Annotated in this window: 16 protein-coding genes; all 16 read right to left on the bottom strand. The window is 59.7% G+C overall.

Annotation, left to right across the window (positions count from 1 at the left end; genetic code table 11):
• Window positions 1-127: 127 nt before the first annotated feature.
• The 16 genes from ACWGXE_RS09260 to fliM all read right to left on the bottom strand — a co-directional run bounded on the left by ACWGXE_RS09260 (window position 128) and on the right by fliM (window position 14,885).
• Window positions 128-835: a flagellar basal body L-ring protein FlgH gene (locus ACWGXE_RS09260; protein WP_447603115.1), complete on the bottom strand. Its 708-nt coding sequence runs from the start codon at window positions 833-835 to the stop codon at window positions 128-130.
• Window positions 822-1,616, bottom strand: coding sequence for a flagellar basal body P-ring formation chaperone FlgA (gene flgA, locus ACWGXE_RS09255; protein WP_447603114.1), 795 nt, complete (start codon window positions 1,614-1,616; stop codon window positions 822-824). The genes ACWGXE_RS09260 and flgA overlap by 14 nt, the downstream gene beginning before the upstream one ends.
• Window positions 1,617-1,641: 25 nt before the next feature.
• The gene (flgG, locus tag ACWGXE_RS09250) at window positions 1,642-2,433 is read right to left on the bottom strand and encodes a flagellar basal-body rod protein FlgG (protein WP_447603112.1); all 792 of its coding nucleotides are present in this window, start codon (window positions 2,431-2,433) and stop codon (window positions 1,642-1,644) included.
• A 158-nt stretch (window positions 2,434-2,591) separates the two neighbouring features.
• Window positions 2,592-3,362, bottom strand: a complete 771-nt coding sequence (gene flgF, locus ACWGXE_RS09245; protein ID WP_447603110.1) for a flagellar basal-body rod protein FlgF — start codon at window positions 3,360-3,362, stop codon at window positions 2,592-2,594.
• Window positions 3,363-3,635: 273 nt separating this feature from the next.
• Complete coding sequence (locus ACWGXE_RS09240; RefSeq protein ID WP_447603108.1) at window positions 3,636-4,493, bottom strand: diguanylate cyclase domain-containing protein; 858 nt, start codon at window positions 4,491-4,493, stop codon at window positions 3,636-3,638.
• Between the two features lie 317 nt (window positions 4,494-4,810).
• Window positions 4,811-5,563 (bottom strand): sigma-70 family RNA polymerase sigma factor, encoded by a 753-nt coding sequence (locus tag ACWGXE_RS09235; RefSeq protein WP_447603106.1) that lies wholly within the window; start codon window positions 5,561-5,563, stop codon window positions 4,811-4,813.
• Window positions 5,564-5,580: 17 nt separating this feature from the next.
• On the bottom strand, window positions 5,581-6,441 hold the full coding sequence (locus ACWGXE_RS09230; protein ID WP_447603104.1) for a MinD/ParA family protein: 861 nt from the start codon (window positions 6,439-6,441) through the stop codon (window positions 5,581-5,583).
• Window positions 6,434-7,744, bottom strand: coding sequence for a flagellar biosynthesis protein FlhF (gene flhF / locus ACWGXE_RS09225; protein WP_447603103.1), 1,311 nt, complete (start codon window positions 7,742-7,744; stop codon window positions 6,434-6,436). The genes ACWGXE_RS09230 and flhF overlap by 8 nt, the downstream gene beginning before the upstream one ends.
• A complete protein-coding gene (gene flhA / locus ACWGXE_RS09220) occupies window positions 7,741-9,849 on the bottom strand; it encodes a flagellar biosynthesis protein FlhA (protein ID WP_447603101.1) in 2,109 nt (702 codons plus the stop codon). Before flhA ends, flhF begins: the two co-directional genes overlap by 4 nt.
• A 9-nt stretch (window positions 9,850-9,858) precedes the next feature.
• A complete protein-coding gene (flhB, locus tag ACWGXE_RS09215) occupies window positions 9,859-10,950 on the bottom strand; it encodes a flagellar biosynthesis protein FlhB (protein ID WP_447603099.1) in 1,092 nt (363 codons plus the stop codon).
• Window positions 10,943-11,731 (bottom strand): flagellar biosynthetic protein FliR, encoded by a 789-nt coding sequence (gene fliR, locus ACWGXE_RS09210; protein WP_447603097.1) that lies wholly within the window; start codon window positions 11,729-11,731, stop codon window positions 10,943-10,945. Before fliR ends, flhB begins: the two co-directional genes overlap by 8 nt.
• 16 nt (window positions 11,732-11,747) lie before the next feature.
• Window positions 11,748-12,017: a flagellar biosynthesis protein FliQ gene (gene fliQ, locus ACWGXE_RS09205; RefSeq protein WP_447603095.1), complete on the bottom strand. Its 270-nt coding sequence runs from the start codon at window positions 12,015-12,017 to the stop codon at window positions 11,748-11,750.
• A gap of 272 nt (window positions 12,018-12,289) precedes the next feature.
• Entirely contained in the window at window positions 12,290-13,036 is a 747-nt protein-coding gene (gene fliP, locus ACWGXE_RS09200; protein WP_447603093.1) for a flagellar type III secretion system pore protein FliP, read from the bottom strand.
• Between the two features lie 34 nt (window positions 13,037-13,070).
• Window positions 13,071-13,436 (bottom strand): flagellar biosynthetic protein FliO, encoded by a 366-nt coding sequence (locus ACWGXE_RS09195; RefSeq protein WP_447603091.1) that lies wholly within the window; start codon window positions 13,434-13,436, stop codon window positions 13,071-13,073.
• Between the two features lie 75 nt (window positions 13,437-13,511).
• On the bottom strand, window positions 13,512-13,886 hold the full coding sequence (gene fliN, locus ACWGXE_RS09190; RefSeq protein WP_447603089.1) for a flagellar motor switch protein FliN: 375 nt from the start codon (window positions 13,884-13,886) through the stop codon (window positions 13,512-13,514).
• A 30-nt stretch (window positions 13,887-13,916) separates the two neighbouring features.
• Window positions 13,917-14,885 (bottom strand): flagellar motor switch protein FliM, encoded by a 969-nt coding sequence (gene fliM / locus ACWGXE_RS09185; protein ID WP_447603087.1) that lies wholly within the window; start codon window positions 14,883-14,885, stop codon window positions 13,917-13,919.
• Between the last annotated feature and the right edge of the window lie 11 nt (window positions 14,886-14,896).

The following is a 14,896-nucleotide window of genomic DNA, read 5'->3' as shown; positions in this document are numbered from 1 at the left end:
CTGACGCCGCTGTTTACGCCCCTGTATTGTTTCCATCATCATCCTTTCTCTAAGTACGATTTAGTGATTGGTGATTTGGTTAAGCCTTACTTCAGACATCACACAATCGCGCAATCGTACTTCCACGCTAGAACGGATAGATCCAATCCAAGATCCGCACCAGCCAGCCGGGTCGCTGGACGTCATCCACGACACCCAGGCCCGAATATTCTATTTTGGCATCGGCAATCGCCGTCGATTGCACGGTGTTTTTCGTATCGACATCCACCCGCCTCACGACGCCGCCGATGACCATGATCTGCCGCTCGGAGTTCACGGTCACTTCACGCCGACCTTCGACTCGCAAATCTCCATTGGGCATGACCTGGGTGACAATGGCCGAAATGGTTCCGGTCAGAGTGTCTTCGCGATTGGTCGCTCCCTTGCCGCCGAACTTGTTCTTGGCGCTCGCGTCAATGCCCAGCCCGCGCGTTGCCTCCGCCCCGAGCCTGATGCCCGGAATCCCTAAATAACCCAGCGCGCCGCCGGTCAGGCTGTTGGAGATGGTTGAATCCCGCTCCGCGCTGGTATCCGCGCTCTTCGAGCCTTTATGTTTTTCCGCGATCTTAATCGTGATGATGTCGCCGACCCGCATTGCACGGAGATCCTCATACAGATAGGCGCGGCCGTTCTCTTCCTGCCACAAGGAGCCGGTAGTCTTCGGCGGGGGCAACGGCGCCACTTCCAACTTTTCCTTCGCCGGCGGCGTCGAATGGCATGCGCCGAGAAGGCCGACGACCAGAACGAGGCCGATAATCCAACCGCTTGCTGTACCGGACCGTTCAAAACTCAACACGCACCACTCCTGGTCCGATGACCTTCGCACGCACATCCTTGCCGGAATCCGTGTTCGACACGGTGATGGTTTGCCCCATTTCACCGTTGCCTTTGGTGACGCCGGCGGTTTGGACGGACAGCCCGCCCATCTTCGCCTCGATCATGACGCGATCTCCCTTGCGGACGATAAACGGCCGCCGCAACGAAGTGAGCTTGATCGGAATTTGCGGAGCCAACGGTCTGACAGCGGCCTTTCCGATGACGTCCCGAAGGTCGGTCGCATAGGGCGACTTTAAGTCAAATAGGGCGACGCGCGTGGTAACGATGTCGTCCCCATCGATTTCTTCGTCGGTTTTGATGAGCCGCACGGGCGCTAGAATGTCCAGATAGGCAGCCACGTCGGTTGTCGCGTCAATCGTTCGATGCAAGATTCCGTTGACGGCGACGTGCACGTGAAACGCTCGACGCCCCACGCTCCCCTCGACGTCGGACGAACTGACGGTGAGGCTGAGCGCGCCGGCCGGAACCGCGATGGGCTGTTGCGGGTCACCGAGCGTGACCTGGATCTCTTGCACCTTGCCGGAAAATTCACGCTGCAGATGATCGTGAATCGCTTTCCGAATGCCATCCGGATAGATCACCTGGCGGCCACGAGAACGGACCGTCTGCTTCATGCGGTCGCTCCCCTGCCCCGGCGCCTCGACCGATTCTCGTCCGGCCGGATGCCCCATGGCCTCGCAGACCGTCCCCACGATCCCCGCCCATCCGGCGATCACGAGCATTATGAACAATCGTGTCATACGGTCATCCTTCCCAGCAGCAACCTTACCGGCGGATATTATTTGCGATGGACATCATCTCGTCCGACGCCTGAATCGTCTTGGAGTTAATTTCATAGCTTCGTTGGGCGATGATCATGTTCACCATTTCCTCGGCCAGGTTGACGTTAGAACTTTCCAGAAATCCTTGTTGGATGACTCCGAATCCGGTTGAGAACCCTCCCGTACCTTGCAAGGGCGGTCCCGACGCGAAACTGTCAAGAAACAGGTTATTGCCCATGGCGACCAAGCCGGAGGGGTTATCGAATCGTACCAGTTGGATCTGCCCCACTTGGGAAGCTTGAGTGACGCCGGGCAACAACACCGATACCGTGCCGTCCTGTCCGATATCGATCTTGAGGGCGCCGGACGGAATCGTAATGACAGGAGTGAGCTGATCGCCGTCGCCGGTCACGAGATTCCCGACATTGTCCCGCTTGAAGGACCCGTTCCTCGTGTACATGATCGTGCCGTCCGGCCGGGCAACTTGAAACAGCCCCGGCCCGTCGATGGCCAGATCCAAATCATTGTTGGTTTGCCGCATATTGCCTTGCATCCATTCCTTGGACACGGTCGTCGGGCGAACCCCGGCGCCGATCTGCACGCCGACCGGAAACACGCCGACATTCGACGCATTCGTTCCCGGAAGCCGTTGGATCTGGTACAGGAGATCGGCAAATTCCGCGCGGCTCCGCTTGAATGCGCTCGTGTTCACGTTCGCCAGGTTATGTGCGATCGTATCCACGTTGATCTGCTGCGCCGTCATCCCGGTCGCCGCCGTCCACATCGCTCGAATCATCGATTCCTCCTTACCCCGATCTCGCGCCTCCAGGTGCAAGACACTGCCGCCTCACCGACTCGGCGGCGTCCACAAACGTGCCGCGCTTTATTCGGCGCGGCGTGGACCTCGCTTGCCGTCTCCGCGCTTCCGTCATGAACCCCCATCAATAATGCGGGCTACTGCACCCGACCGACATCGCGGATGGCCGTCTCGGTCATCTGATCGAGCGTCTGCATCAGTTTTTGCGCCGATTCGTAGGTCCGCATGCCTTGAATCATTTTCACCATTTCGCCCAACGCATTGACGTTCGATTCTTCAATATGGCCGGACTGCACCCGGGGATGGGCCGCCGTGTTCGGCCGTCCGCCGGCGAAGAGTCCTTCCATATGTTTCTGCGGCATCTGTTCCGGTGCAAACTCCACCACCTTCAAGGACGCGACCGGATTCCCGTCCACCTGGATCGCGCCTTCGTTGTTGATCTGAATATTGCCCGGAGGAATTTTGATTTCCCCTTTCGTTCCCATGACCGGGTATCCCAGATTGGAGACGAGCCGGCGCTTGTTATCGAGCGAAAACATGCCGCTTCTGGTATAGCGCGGACCTTGCGGGGTCTTGACCTCAAAAAACCCGTTCCCATCGAGGGCCAGATCCAGCGGATTGCCGGTGATCCGGATGCGGCCTGCTTCGAACGAGGTAGCCACCGCATGCGGCTGAACGAAGACTCGCTCCGCCGCTCCGCCCGGCTTGGCCATGATGGTCTGAGCCAGCCCCGCCGCGGCAAGCGAAGTTGCCGGCGCATGGGCGGCTTGACCGAGCACGGTGCGAAACGCCTGCTCGTCCTGTTTGAAGCCGGCCGTATTGACATTGGCCAGGTTATTGGCGAACACCTGAAGTTGACGTTCCTGAGCGATGGCTCCGGAAAGGATCGGATAGATGGCACGATTCATAGTGTCAGCTTTCTGGCGAATCGAGTTTGCGATCTTTCATCTAGCAATCGATATGCCACCGCGGGGAAGATCTACGCAGCCTGAGAGATTCATGCGGCACAGGCCAGAAATGAGAGAAAGAGGCGGGAAGGCTGAATTTACACGCGCCGGCCGCATTATTCCGGCACGCGAGCGCGAACAAGAAAGGGAAAGGGAGATCGACCGGGAAGAGTTTGCCGCCCGTATGGAATGCTTTACCTACCGAATGGGGACCGGAGAGGCAAGAGAAGCGGATTATTCCGAGCGCACGCCGGTCATGCGATCCGACAGGGTGACAGCCGAGTCGCCCGGCAACCCGAACATGACATAGCCTTCTGTCCTGGCCTGCGCGACCGCTTGGGCCGCCAAGTCGAGCAAGGGCCTCGCGTCCGTCGCGTCCGGCGGCAGCAAGGCGATGCCGATGCGGCTCGTCAAAAAGATCTCATGTCCTTCCAAAATGAACGGCAAGGAGATCGTCGCCTGAATTTTGGTCGCGACCGAGAGAACGGCGAATCTGTCATCGATATTGTCGAGCAACGCCACAAACGATCGTTCCCCCAACCGCGCAACAGTATCGGTCGTGCGGAGCGCGCTTTTGATCCGGGCCGCTTGCACCCGGTACACCAGGTTATTATTGAGCGTTCCCTGGAGTTCATCCGCCAAAATGAAGTGATCCAGTTCCACCAACAAGACAGCCACCTGCCGGCCGGACTTGCGTGCACGCGAGACAGCCTGATTGGCCAAGAGCATGAACAGGCGCTGCATCGGCAGACCGGTTACCGAGTCATACGTGGCCATGTTCTGCGGAGTGGATTCGGTTCGAGGACTCTTGGGCCATGCGAACAACTTCGCGCTCTTGATCAGAAGGAACAGCGCGGCCGAGAGGAGTCCCGCGCTTCCGACGGCCCACGCGACATGTGGAGACCTTTGGGACCCGTCGATGACGTATCGGTCGATTCCACACCAGACACGCACCCGATCCATCGCTCGTCCCGGCCACCATAGTCCGGACGCTCCAGCGGCTCCCGGTCTGCCATCCTCTCCGTCTGCTTCACCGGCAGCGGCGGGCACGCGGATATCGGCGGAGTCGCCGTCGGAACTTGGTTGCGACATCGTGATCGAACTGCCTTGTCGGGGATTTGGTTCTTGTAGCCCGTCGTCAACTGTCAGTCTCGTACGGAACTGCCATTACCATGTATTGCCGTGGTTCTCATCCCACTTCTCGTCGATGCTTGCTTTGTCGGAGCGAGTCTTTGCCATGGCCTTCTCATAAAAGGGTAAGGTATGCCGACTTCTCTCGGGCTCAAAGTTTCTGGCGGCATAGACAGCCAGTAGCCAGAGCACCACTACGCCAATACCCAACCACATTAACCAGTTCATGATCAGATATCGGTCGGCCGGGAAGAAAACTGTAGAAGCGCCGATGACAACTACGCTTCCACCGGTTGGAGTCTGGCCTTCAAATGCACGATGGCCTTGGAGTGGATTTGGCACACGCGGGATTCCGTGACCTTAAGGATCTGCCCGATCTCCTTCATGGTTAATTCTTCAAAGTAGTAGAGCGTCAGGACCAGACGCTCCTTCTCGGCGAGTTCCTGGATCGCCTGACAGAGGACTTGCCGCTCCCGGCCGCTGACGAGCGAGGCCAACGGATCCGGTTGACTGACATCGGTCAACATGCCCAGGATTGTATGCCCGTCCTGGTCCTGCACCCCAAGATCATCCAGACTCACGACAATGGCGCCGCGCGCCCGCGTGAGGAATTCGTCCAGTTCCGGGAGCGACATTTTCAACTCCGCGGCCACTTCCTCATCTGTCGGAGGCCGGCCGTGGCGGTTGAGCAACTCGGCGTACGTCCTCTGGAGCAACGTGATTCGCTCATGGACCGAACGCGGGATCCAATCCATGGAGCGGATTTCATCCAGCATGGCGCCGCGGATGCGAAATTCCGCATAGGTCTTAAATTTTGCCTCGCGGGTCGGATCATACTTCTCCATCGCATCCATCAGTCCGATGATGCCGACCGAGACGAGATCCTCGGCATCCAAATAGGCCGGCAGCCGGAATGCCAATCGATGCGCCATGGAACGGATGACGTGAGTGAACTCCTGAATGATCCGTTCACGATCGCCCCGCACGGCATCCGCCTTCGATCGCGATTGCGCCAAGTCGGCTCGATTCATAGGCCTTCGCATTCTCTTCAAGTGGTGCGCAGCAACTGTTGCCAGAGAAACTGGACCGTGCCCTTCGGGAGATCGGGCACCGCCAGCCGCTCCACCGCCTCGGTCAACGACAGGAACGCCCGGCTGGAAGGCGCCTGGGGATAACGGTCCAACACCGCACGCTGCTGCGTCACCGCCAGAGGAAGATAGTCATCCAACGGCACGAACCCCAGATACTCGATGGAAATTTGCAGGAAGCGGCTTGCCGCCACGTCCAACTTCGCGAATACGCGGGCCGCTTCGTTCGGACTCTTCGCCAAATTAACCAAGACGTGAAACCGGCGCTCCCGATATTGCCGCAGCAAAACTTTCATCAAGGCATAGGCGTCGGTCAGGGAGGTCGGCTCCGGCGAAATCACCACGACAATGGACTGGGCCGCGGCGGCGAAGAACGTCACGTTGGATGAAATGCCGGCCCCGGTATCGATCAAAAGAATGTCGATGAGGTGGGATACCTGCTCCAGTTCACCTTGCAGGATTTGATGCTGGGCTTCAGTCAACGCGGTCAGCTGGGCCAGACCGGAGCTTGCCGGAAGAATACGGATACCGGACGGTCCCTCCAGCATGATCTCGGAGAGCGAGCGGGTTCCGGAGAGGACATGTTCGAGGGTATATTTCGGCGTCAATCCCAACAACACGTCGATGTTGCCCAGCCCGAGGTCGGCATCGAGAACCAGGACGCGTTTCCCCGCCCGCGACAGCGCGATCGCGAGATTGGTGACCACGTTGGTCTTCCCGACCCCGCCCTTTCCACTCGTGACGGTGATGACCTGCGGAGGACGGGTACCGATCCCCGATCGGACCATCCTTGATTGCACCGCCAGCGTGATCTCACTCATGTTGATGCTCCCTCTCTGAAGTGACGGATACGGAATGGTTCACGGCATGCCCGCCCGGATGGCGATAGCGGCCGGCTCTCAAGCCGAGCTCACCGGCGGAGGGCGGCCGCTCGGGAATCCCGCGCACCGGCACGGTCGCCCCGAGCACCAGATCGATGAGTCGATCCGGCATGGCGGGCGCCAAATCCTCAGGGACGCGAGGTCCGGTCCCCCAATAGGACAAGGGAATGCCGCACTGGTGCGCGGCCTCGAAAATGCTGCCGTATCCGGCGGTCTCGTCCAATTTCGTGAACAGGAGACGCAGCGACGGAGCGCCTGCGCATCGTTTGATAGCCGCCTCGATATCCTGGATACGGGTGGTCGCCGGCACAACGAGGTGCACTTCCAACCGGTGCGCTAAACCGGTGAACGCCTGCCATTCATGCCAAGGCTGTTCATGGCGGGGGTTGAAACCTGGTGTATCGACCAAGACCAATTCCGCCTGCCCGATTCGTCCGATGCAGTCCCTCGCCTCGTCACCGGTCGAAGCCGTCGCTAATTCCACTCCCAGCACGTTGGCATAGAGCCGCAACTGTTCGACCGCCGCGGGTCGATAATTGTCGATCGTCACCATTGCCACCGATCGTTTTTCTTCCAACCGGTAGTGAGCCGCCAGTTTTGCGATCGTCGTGGTTTTCCCGACACCGCTGGGTCCGGCAAAAACAACGATTTTCTGACACTCGTCCGCAGCCAGCAGCGGACCGGCCGATTGGAGCCGCGACGAGAGTACCCCGCGCAGCAATTGAAGCATGAAATGCGGCATCGTCCGATCGGGATCGCGGAGCGTGTCCTGGAGTTGGCGCAGGCAGTCGTAGGCGGTCTCTTGCCTGATTCCTTGCGCAATCAGATCCTCATAGAGACCCTGCAACGATTTGGACAGAGAAGCCGGAGCACCCGCCGCACAATCCTGGCCCGCGTCCCTCGATTGGACTGTGCCGGTGAACTTGGCATAATGAGCCGGCGCCGGCGCGGGCGGACTCAAGGCGGCTTCGAGGTTGTGAGCAAACGACGGGGTGGATGATGCTCGTTCGTCCTGGACTGTATCAGTGCCTCCGTTCCGTTCAATCGGACGGTCGTCCCGATCGATACCGTCCTCATCGATCGCCGCCATGACTTCAAGTGCCGAACTGCCCAGCATGCCGAAGGCGTTTCCCCATTTCCGCACACGGCGCGTCGAGAGAATCACCGCGTCGGAGCCCAATTCGTGCTTGATGGCGCGGATTGCCTCCTGCATGGATTGCGCGTAGAAGGTCCTGACTTTCATGCGAGGCTCCTCGTTTCGGCCGCATCCATATCAACGCGAACTGTCTCGACCGCCTGCAGCCGCACGACACTGTCGATCTCGTTCAACCCAAGGACCGGCACCGCATGCAGGATTCGGTCCGTCAACTTGCGCAGATGCCGGCGCAAGGACGGCGAACAGAGGATGACCGGTTGATGGCCACGGCCCGCCATTCGTTCTGCGGCCTGTTTGAGCGCCGTGAGCAGCTTCTGGGAGAGCAACGGATCAATCGGCCACCCGCTTCCTTGAGGAGCGGCGTTCGCCTGCTCGGCCAACGTCCGATCGAGTCGCGGATCGAGACCGATGACGGGCAACGTGCCGTCCAATCCCATGTATTGTCGCGTGATCGTCCGGCCCAGCGCCTGGCGCGCCACTTCCGTAAGGATGTCCGGATCCTTCGTGGAGCCGGCATGATCTGCCAGCGCTTCCAGGATCGATCGCAGATCCCTAATCGGCACGCCCTCCCGGAGCAGGTGGGCAAGGATGCGCACGAGACTTCCCAAAGAGAGGAGATTCGGCACGAGTTCCTCCACCAATTTCGGATGCGCCCGAGCCAGCTCATCGAGCAATCCCTGAACCTCCTGGCGCCCGAGCAATTCATGCGCGTGGCGTTTGACGATTTCGGAGAGATGGGTCACGATGGCCGACACCGGATCGACGACGGTGTAGCCGGCCAGTTGAGCCTGCTCGCGCAATTGTTCGGTCAGCCACAGGGCCGGCAAACCGAAGGCGGGCTCCTTCGTCGCAATGCCATGGACGACGTTCTTCTGCGCCGTGCCCGGATCGATTGCCAGCACGTGCGAGGGCATGACGTCCGACTTCGCAATCTCCACGCCTTTCACGAGCACGGCATATTCGTTGGGTCGCAATTGAAGATTATCTCGAATGTGGATAGGCGGCAGGACGAAGCCCATGGTTTCGGCAAACTGCCGCCTGAGCCCTTTGACCCGGTCCAACAGCGCCCCTCCCTGCGCGCCCTCCACCAACCCGATCAGTCCATAGCCTACTTGCACCTCCATCAGATCAATCGGGGCGACACGAGTGACGGCATCTTCGGCAGCCGGCGCTGCAGCCGGGGCCGGTGGAGTCTGCGCCAGATCCGCCTCGCGGAGGTGAAGCTGATAGGCCACCCAGGCCACCGTACCGCCGAGTATCACAAAGGCCAGATGCGGCAATCCCGGGACCAGCCCCAGAGCCAGCAGGATGCCGGCCGACGTCCCGACCGCTTTAGGTGAGATCAACACCTGCCTGGTGATTTCAAATCCGAGGTTGGCCTCCGAAGCGGCACGCGTGACGACAATACCGGCCGCGGTGGAGACGATCAGCGCGGGCACTTGAGCAACGAGCCCTTCCCCTACCGTCAGCAAGGTGTAGGTTTGCGCGGCGGCGGCAATCGTCATCCCCTGCTGGAGCACGCCGATCGTGAGCCCGCCCAGGATGTTGACCAGCGTAATGATGACCGCGGCCACAGCGTCACCGCGAACGAACTTGCTCGCGCCGTCCATCGAGCCGTAAAAGTCCGCTTCTTCCGCGATCTCGCGCCGGCGGCGGCGCGCCTCCGTATCGTTGATCAGGCCGGCGTTCAGATCGGCGTCGATGCTCATCTGCTTCCCGGGCATCGCATCCAACGTAAACCGCGCCGCCACTTCCGCCACACGGCCGGCGCCCTTGGTCACGACGACGAAATTGATGATGACGAGGATGGTGAAGACGACCAACCCAACCGTGTAATTACCCCCGACCACGAAATTGCCGAAAGCGCGGATCACCTCTCCGGCGGCGCCGACGCCCTCGTTGCCGTGCAGGAGAATGAGCCGCGTGGAGGCGACATTGAGCGACAGCCGCAGGAGGGTCACCATCAACAAAATCGATGGAAACACGGAGAACTCCAGCGGCTTCCGAACCTGCATGCCCACCAGCAAAATAATGATCGACAGCGTAATGTTGAAACTCAGCAGGAGGTCCAGCACGAAGCGGGGGAGCGGCAGGAGCATTACCATGAGGATGGCGACGACACCCACGGACATCAGGACATCCGGATGCTTCACGAGCGATGTGGTCGGGACCGATGTGCCGCTTGCGTTCATTCAACTGCCCTATACGTCCGTTCGCGGCGCCACGTTTCCGCGTACACGATAGACAAACGCCAAAATTTCGGCGACCGCACGATACAAGTCGGCGGGCACCTCGCGACCGATGTCGACCAGTTTGAACAAGGTCCGGGCCACCGGCTTGTTTTCCACGATCAGGATGCCGTGCTGGCGCGCGATTTCCCGGATACGTGCCGCGACAAAACCGGCGCCCTTCGCCACGACCACGGGAGCGGCCATGCGATCAGGCTTGTATTGAAGCGCGACGGCAAGCTCGGTCGGGTTCGTCACCACCACGTCCGCCGTCGGGACGGCGGCCATCATGCGCCGGCGCGCCATCTCCTTCTGCACGGTGCGGACGCGCGCCCGCAACATCGGATCGCCCTCGGCCTCGCGCTGCTCCTCCTTGATCTCCTCTTTCGTCATCCGAAGGCTGCGTTCCCATTCATACCGTTGATAGGCGTAATCGAGCAGGCCGATCACGGCGGCGGCGCAGGCCATGAGCAGCGCGGCTTTCAGCGTGATCCAGCCCACCGCAAGCAGCAGCCCCTGCAGTTCGTATTGAGTGAGTTCCGGGAATCGAACCATTTCCTGCCGGATCGCAAGGACCCCGGTCCCCCCGATTGCGGCAATCTTCAGCAACGCCTTGAACGACTCGGTCAGCGAACGCAGTGAACAGAGCCGGCTCAGTCCCTTCATGGGGTCCACGCGTGCCGGATCGAACTGCAACCCCTCACGCCGCCACAGAAAGCCGGTCTGCGCGAGGTTCGCCCCGATGCCCACTACCGCAATCCCGGCCATAATGGGGGCCAGCAACATGAACACGTCGCTTCCGATCCGACCCAACAATAGATGCAGGTGATCCAGGGTCAACGTCCGGCGGGCCGTCTCATCCATCGCGAGCATCAGCCAATGCTGAAGGATCGTGATCAATGATCCGATGCCGGGCATGGTCAGCCAATAGAGCAGCGCGAGGCTCCCGAGGATGCCGGCGGCCGCCGTCGCGTCGCGGCTGAGCGCGACTTGTCCTTTGCGCCGCGCCTCCTCCTTCCGTTTCGGAGTCGCGCGTTCCGTGCGATTTTGTCCCGACTCAGCCATGCCCCAACCTGTGCAATAAGCCGAAGATGGTTTCGATTAATTTGAGGAATTCGCTTTGGAACAGGTGCAACGAATAGGGCAAGGCCAATCCCATGACGAACAGGCCGGCGCCGATTGTAATGGGAAAGCTCAGAACAAAGACGTTCATCTGCGACACGGCCCGCCCCAGCATCGCCATGCTGGCATTGACAATGAGAATCGTGCAGAACACCGGGGCCGACAGTTTCAGAGCCACCACCAGCATGTTCTGCGAGAGGTGAATGACGTCGGCCGCCAATTCATGGGACAACGATGCCCCGAAGGGCGGCACCAGTTCGTAACTCATCCCGATCGTCCGCACGATCACGAGATGCGCGTTCAGCGATAGAAAGGTTAGCGAGGCGATGAGTGTTTGAAACTGCCCGATCAACGGAGCCTGTTGGTGCGTGGACGGATCGAGCAACTGCACGACGCTGAAGCCCATCTGGCTCCCGACCAGTTCGCCCGCCACTTCAAACCCGGAGAACAATAAGCGCACCGCCAGGCCGATGACCAAGCCGATGAGAAATTCGCCGATGACGCCGACCATCACGACCGGCGCGCTGTCCGGCAATTCCGGCAAGTGGACGACGGGCGCCAGGACCAAACCGAGCACCGTCACCAGCGCAGTCTTTATCGTCACCGGGATCGACCGGCTGTTTAGAATCGGGAAGACGCTCATGAGACCCGCGATCCGTACCAGCAGAACCGTATAGGCCTGGAAATGAGGCAGTGCCCATTGAAGCGTGTGACCCACTTGCATCTAGAACGCGCCTTCCCTAGTGGACATAGAGCGGAATGTTAGTAATCAATTGGGTCATAAAAGCGATAAGGACTCCCATCATCCAAGGCAGAAACATCAGGACCGCACCGAACACCGCGATTACTTTAGGTACGAAGGACAGGGTGGCTTCGTTGATCTGGGTCATCGCCTGAAAGATGCTGACTAACAAACCGACCACTAAACTCAATCCCAGCATGGGCGCCGACACCAGAAGGGTCGTTTCAATCGCCTGCCGCCCGATTTCTGTCACGATCTCAGGAGTCATTTTTCACCCGCCCACCCCGGCGCACTATTTCACCCACCCGGCCCACCGATTGCTCTGCAATCGTTCACCCGAGACGTGCGCCTTTCCCGTTTTCACCCGCCCACCCCGGCGCACTATTTCACCCACCCGGCCCACCGATTGCTCTGCAATCGTTCACCGGAGACGTGCGCCTTTCCCGTTTTCACCCGCCCACCCCGGCGCGCTATTTCACCCACCCGGCCCACCGATTGCTCTGCAATCGTTCACCCGAGACGTGCGCCTTTCCCGTTCCCCTACACAAAGCTTTTCACCATCGAGCCGACCACCAGATACCAGCCGTCGGCCAGCACGAAGAGTATCAACTTGAACGGCAGAGAAATGACGACGGGCGGCAACAGCATCATGCCCATCGACATCAGGACGCTGGCCACGACCATGTCGACGATCAAAAACGGAATATAAATCAGGAACCCGATCTGGAATGCGATGCGCAGTTCGCTGAGCATAAAGGCCGGAATGACGATGTGGGTCGGCACCTGATCGACGCTTTCCGGCTTGCTGAGATGGGCCAGATCGATGAAGAGTTCGAGGTCCTTGTCCCGCATCTGTTTCAGCATGAAGGCGCGGATCGGCTGAATGCCCCGCGACCAGGCCTCTTCATAACCGATGCGCTCCGAGATCAGCGGTTGCACCGCATCCTGGTAGACGGCGTTTCCGACCGGCGCCATGACAAAGAGGGTGAGAAACAACGCGAGGCTGATCAGAACTTGATTGGGAGGAACCTGCTGCGTACCGAGCGCCTGACGAAGGAAGGAGAGGACGATCACCATCCGCGTGAACGACGTCACCATGATGAACAAAGCGGGCGCGAGCGACAGGACGGTCAGCAGCGCGAGGATCTGAAGCACCACGGCCGTTTGCTTGGGACCTTGCTGTCCTAAGTCGATGGTGACGGAGGGACCCTGAGCCAACACCGGCGACCCGTCGAGAGGAACGATGAAAAAGACAAGCAGCGTGATGCCGAATAGCAGAGGCGGCAACGGTACTGCGGATGTGGAACCGATTGACGAAGACCTATCCGATAACATGCTCACCCATGGTTCCAGTGAGCGCTGTCGTCATGCGATCGGCCGGCATCCCGCCGGTACCGGAATGCGACAAAGCCAATTTGATGTGATCGGGATCCGTGAGCCTTCCCAAGTGAACAAGGTCCGTCGCCGTCGTCCCGAGAATCAGCACTTCGCCGGCCACCGCGACGACGAGCACCTGTTTGCGAGGCCCCACATAGCCGCTCCCCAATACGCGGATCAACGGCGTTCCCGACGCCCCGAGCAACCGCCGGCCCACGATCGTCCTCGCCAATGCCAGCAGACCCAAGATCAGCCCCAGCACCAGAGCCAGCGACGCTACCATTCGAACCGCGCTATCCCAGAATTCCATCGTATCCTGTCATTTGGCGACTTGATGAGCTAGTGATCTGGTGAAGTATTCGCCGAGACCCCGCCCTTCCCGCGACTAGCCGAGCTGCTGCAGACGTTGATTCGGGCTCACGACATCGGTGAGCCGGATCCCGAATTTTTCGTTGACGACGACGACTTCCCCTCGCGCGACCAGCTTATTGTTCACCAAGACTTCCATCGGCTCACCCGCGAGTTTGTCCAATTCGATGACGGACCCTTGCCCCAGTTGCAGCAGTTCCCTGATCAACATGCGCGTGCCGCCGATGTGCACGGTCACTTGCAGCGGAATATCGAGGAGAAAGTCGATATTTTTATTGCTCGCCGCCTGGCTCGTCTCTTCGACGGGAGGAAATGCAGCCGGCTGCGCGGCCGATCCCGCGTTGTCCGCCGCCCCATTACCGGCCGGCTGGCTGACCTCGGTATTAGCCATGAATGATTCTCCTTCGTGCGGCGCCCTCATTCATGAGAGCACCTTACTGATTCGGCAGGCATGATTGCCCTTAAAGACTCCCGGGGAGCCGAGAAATTTGGGCCGATCTTCGACAAAACACCACAGAGGGTCGCCCGGGTGCTCGTTCAGCAAGAGCACGTCGCCGGGCGAGAAGTTGAGCACGTCCTGCACGTTGACCGTGGCGGTTCCCAATCGGACCTTCACGGATACGGCACAATCCTGAAGCGACTCGCGAAACCGGCTTTCCCAGCTGCTGTCCTGTTCAATATGGTCGGCGAAGAGTCCGGAGTAGAGTTTCTCCTTGATCGGTTCAAGCATGGCATAGGGGTACGCGATGAAGAGATCGCGCGACGCCTCACCAATCTGAACCTGCAACGTCACCACGACCACAATCTCCGTCATCGTCACGACCATGGCAAACTGAGGATTGCTCTCGGATCTGGTATGGGAAATTTTGGCCGGCAACACAGCTTGCCAGGCCCGCTCAAGATCCGCCATCGCATGTTGCACGAATTTCTTGATGAGGCGCAGTTGGATAGGTGTGAACTCCCGCCCTTCCGGCTTGACGTGCGTCTGAACCTTGCCGCCGAAAAAATAATCGACGATGAGATACACGAGCGAGGCATCCATGACGAACAGCCCGTTACCCCTGAGCGGTTCCATGACGAAGATATTCAGAGAGGACGGCAGTGGTATGCGCTTGATAAAATCGCCGAACTTCACGATCTCGGTGCCGACGACGCTAAACTCGACCTTCTCGCGCAAGACACTGGTCCAGGCAATCGATTGGCGGCGGGACAGCCGATCGTTGATCATCTCCATCGTGGGCATGCGCCCGCGAATGATCCGCTCCTGGTTGAGAAGATCATATCCCTTGATACCGCCCGGGCTCTCCTCTTTGGGCGTGGTATCGACTTCGCCGGACACGACGCCGCCCATCAGGGCGTCGATTTCTTCCTGAGACAGGATTTTATCCATGGATCCAGCCG

The sequence above is a fragment of the Nitrospira sp. Nam80 genome, assembly GCF_965152575.1.
The sequence above is the reverse complement of the archived record's forward strand: the minus strand, read 5'-3'. Positions and strand labels throughout refer to the sequence as shown.

What these genes read in the sequence shown, in the direction of transcription:
- fliM (WP_447603087.1), bottom strand. Translation starts at nt 14,885, where the DNA reads ATGGATAAAATCCTGTCTCAGGAAGAAATCGACGCCCTGATGGGCGGC.
- ACWGXE_RS09235 (WP_447603106.1), bottom strand. Translation starts at nt 5,563, where the DNA reads ATGAATCGAGCCGACTTGGCGCAATCGCGATCGAAGGCGGATGCCGTG.
- flhF (WP_447603103.1), bottom strand. Translation starts at nt 7,744, where the DNA reads ATGAAAGTCAGGACCTTCTACGCGCAATCCATGCAGGAGGCAATCCGC.
- flhA (WP_447603101.1), bottom strand. Translation starts at nt 9,849, where the DNA reads ATGAACGCAAGCGGCACATCGGTCCCGACCACATCGCTCGTGAAGCAT.
- fliR (WP_447603097.1), bottom strand. Translation starts at nt 11,731, where the DNA reads ATGCAAGTGGGTCACACGCTTCAATGGGCACTGCCTCATTTCCAGGCC.
- flgF (WP_447603110.1), bottom strand. Translation starts at nt 3,362, where the DNA reads ATGAATCGTGCCATCTATCCGATCCTTTCCGGAGCCATCGCTCAGGAA.
- fliQ (WP_447603095.1), bottom strand. Translation starts at nt 12,017, where the DNA reads ATGACTCCTGAGATCGTGACAGAAATCGGGCGGCAGGCGATTGAAACG.
- flgA (WP_447603114.1), bottom strand. Translation starts at nt 1,616, where the DNA reads ATGACACGATTGTTCATAATGCTCGTGATCGCCGGATGGGCGGGGATC.
- flgG (WP_447603112.1), bottom strand. Translation starts at nt 2,433, where the DNA reads ATGATTCGAGCGATGTGGACGGCGGCGACCGGGATGACGGCGCAGCAG.
- flhB (WP_447603099.1), bottom strand. Translation starts at nt 10,950, where the DNA reads ATGGCTGAGTCGGGACAAAATCGCACGGAACGCGCGACTCCGAAACGG.
- ACWGXE_RS09240 (WP_447603108.1), bottom strand. Translation starts at nt 4,493, where the DNA reads ATGTCGCAACCAAGTTCCGACGGCGACTCCGCCGATATCCGCGTGCCC.
- ACWGXE_RS09195 (WP_447603091.1), bottom strand. Translation starts at nt 13,436, where the DNA reads ATGGAATTCTGGGATAGCGCGGTTCGAATGGTAGCGTCGCTGGCTCTG.
- fliN (WP_447603089.1), bottom strand. Translation starts at nt 13,886, where the DNA reads ATGGCTAATACCGAGGTCAGCCAGCCGGCCGGTAATGGGGCGGCGGAC.
- ACWGXE_RS09230 (WP_447603104.1), bottom strand. Translation starts at nt 6,441, where the DNA reads ATGAGTGAGATCACGCTGGCGGTGCAATCAAGGATGGTCCGATCGGGG.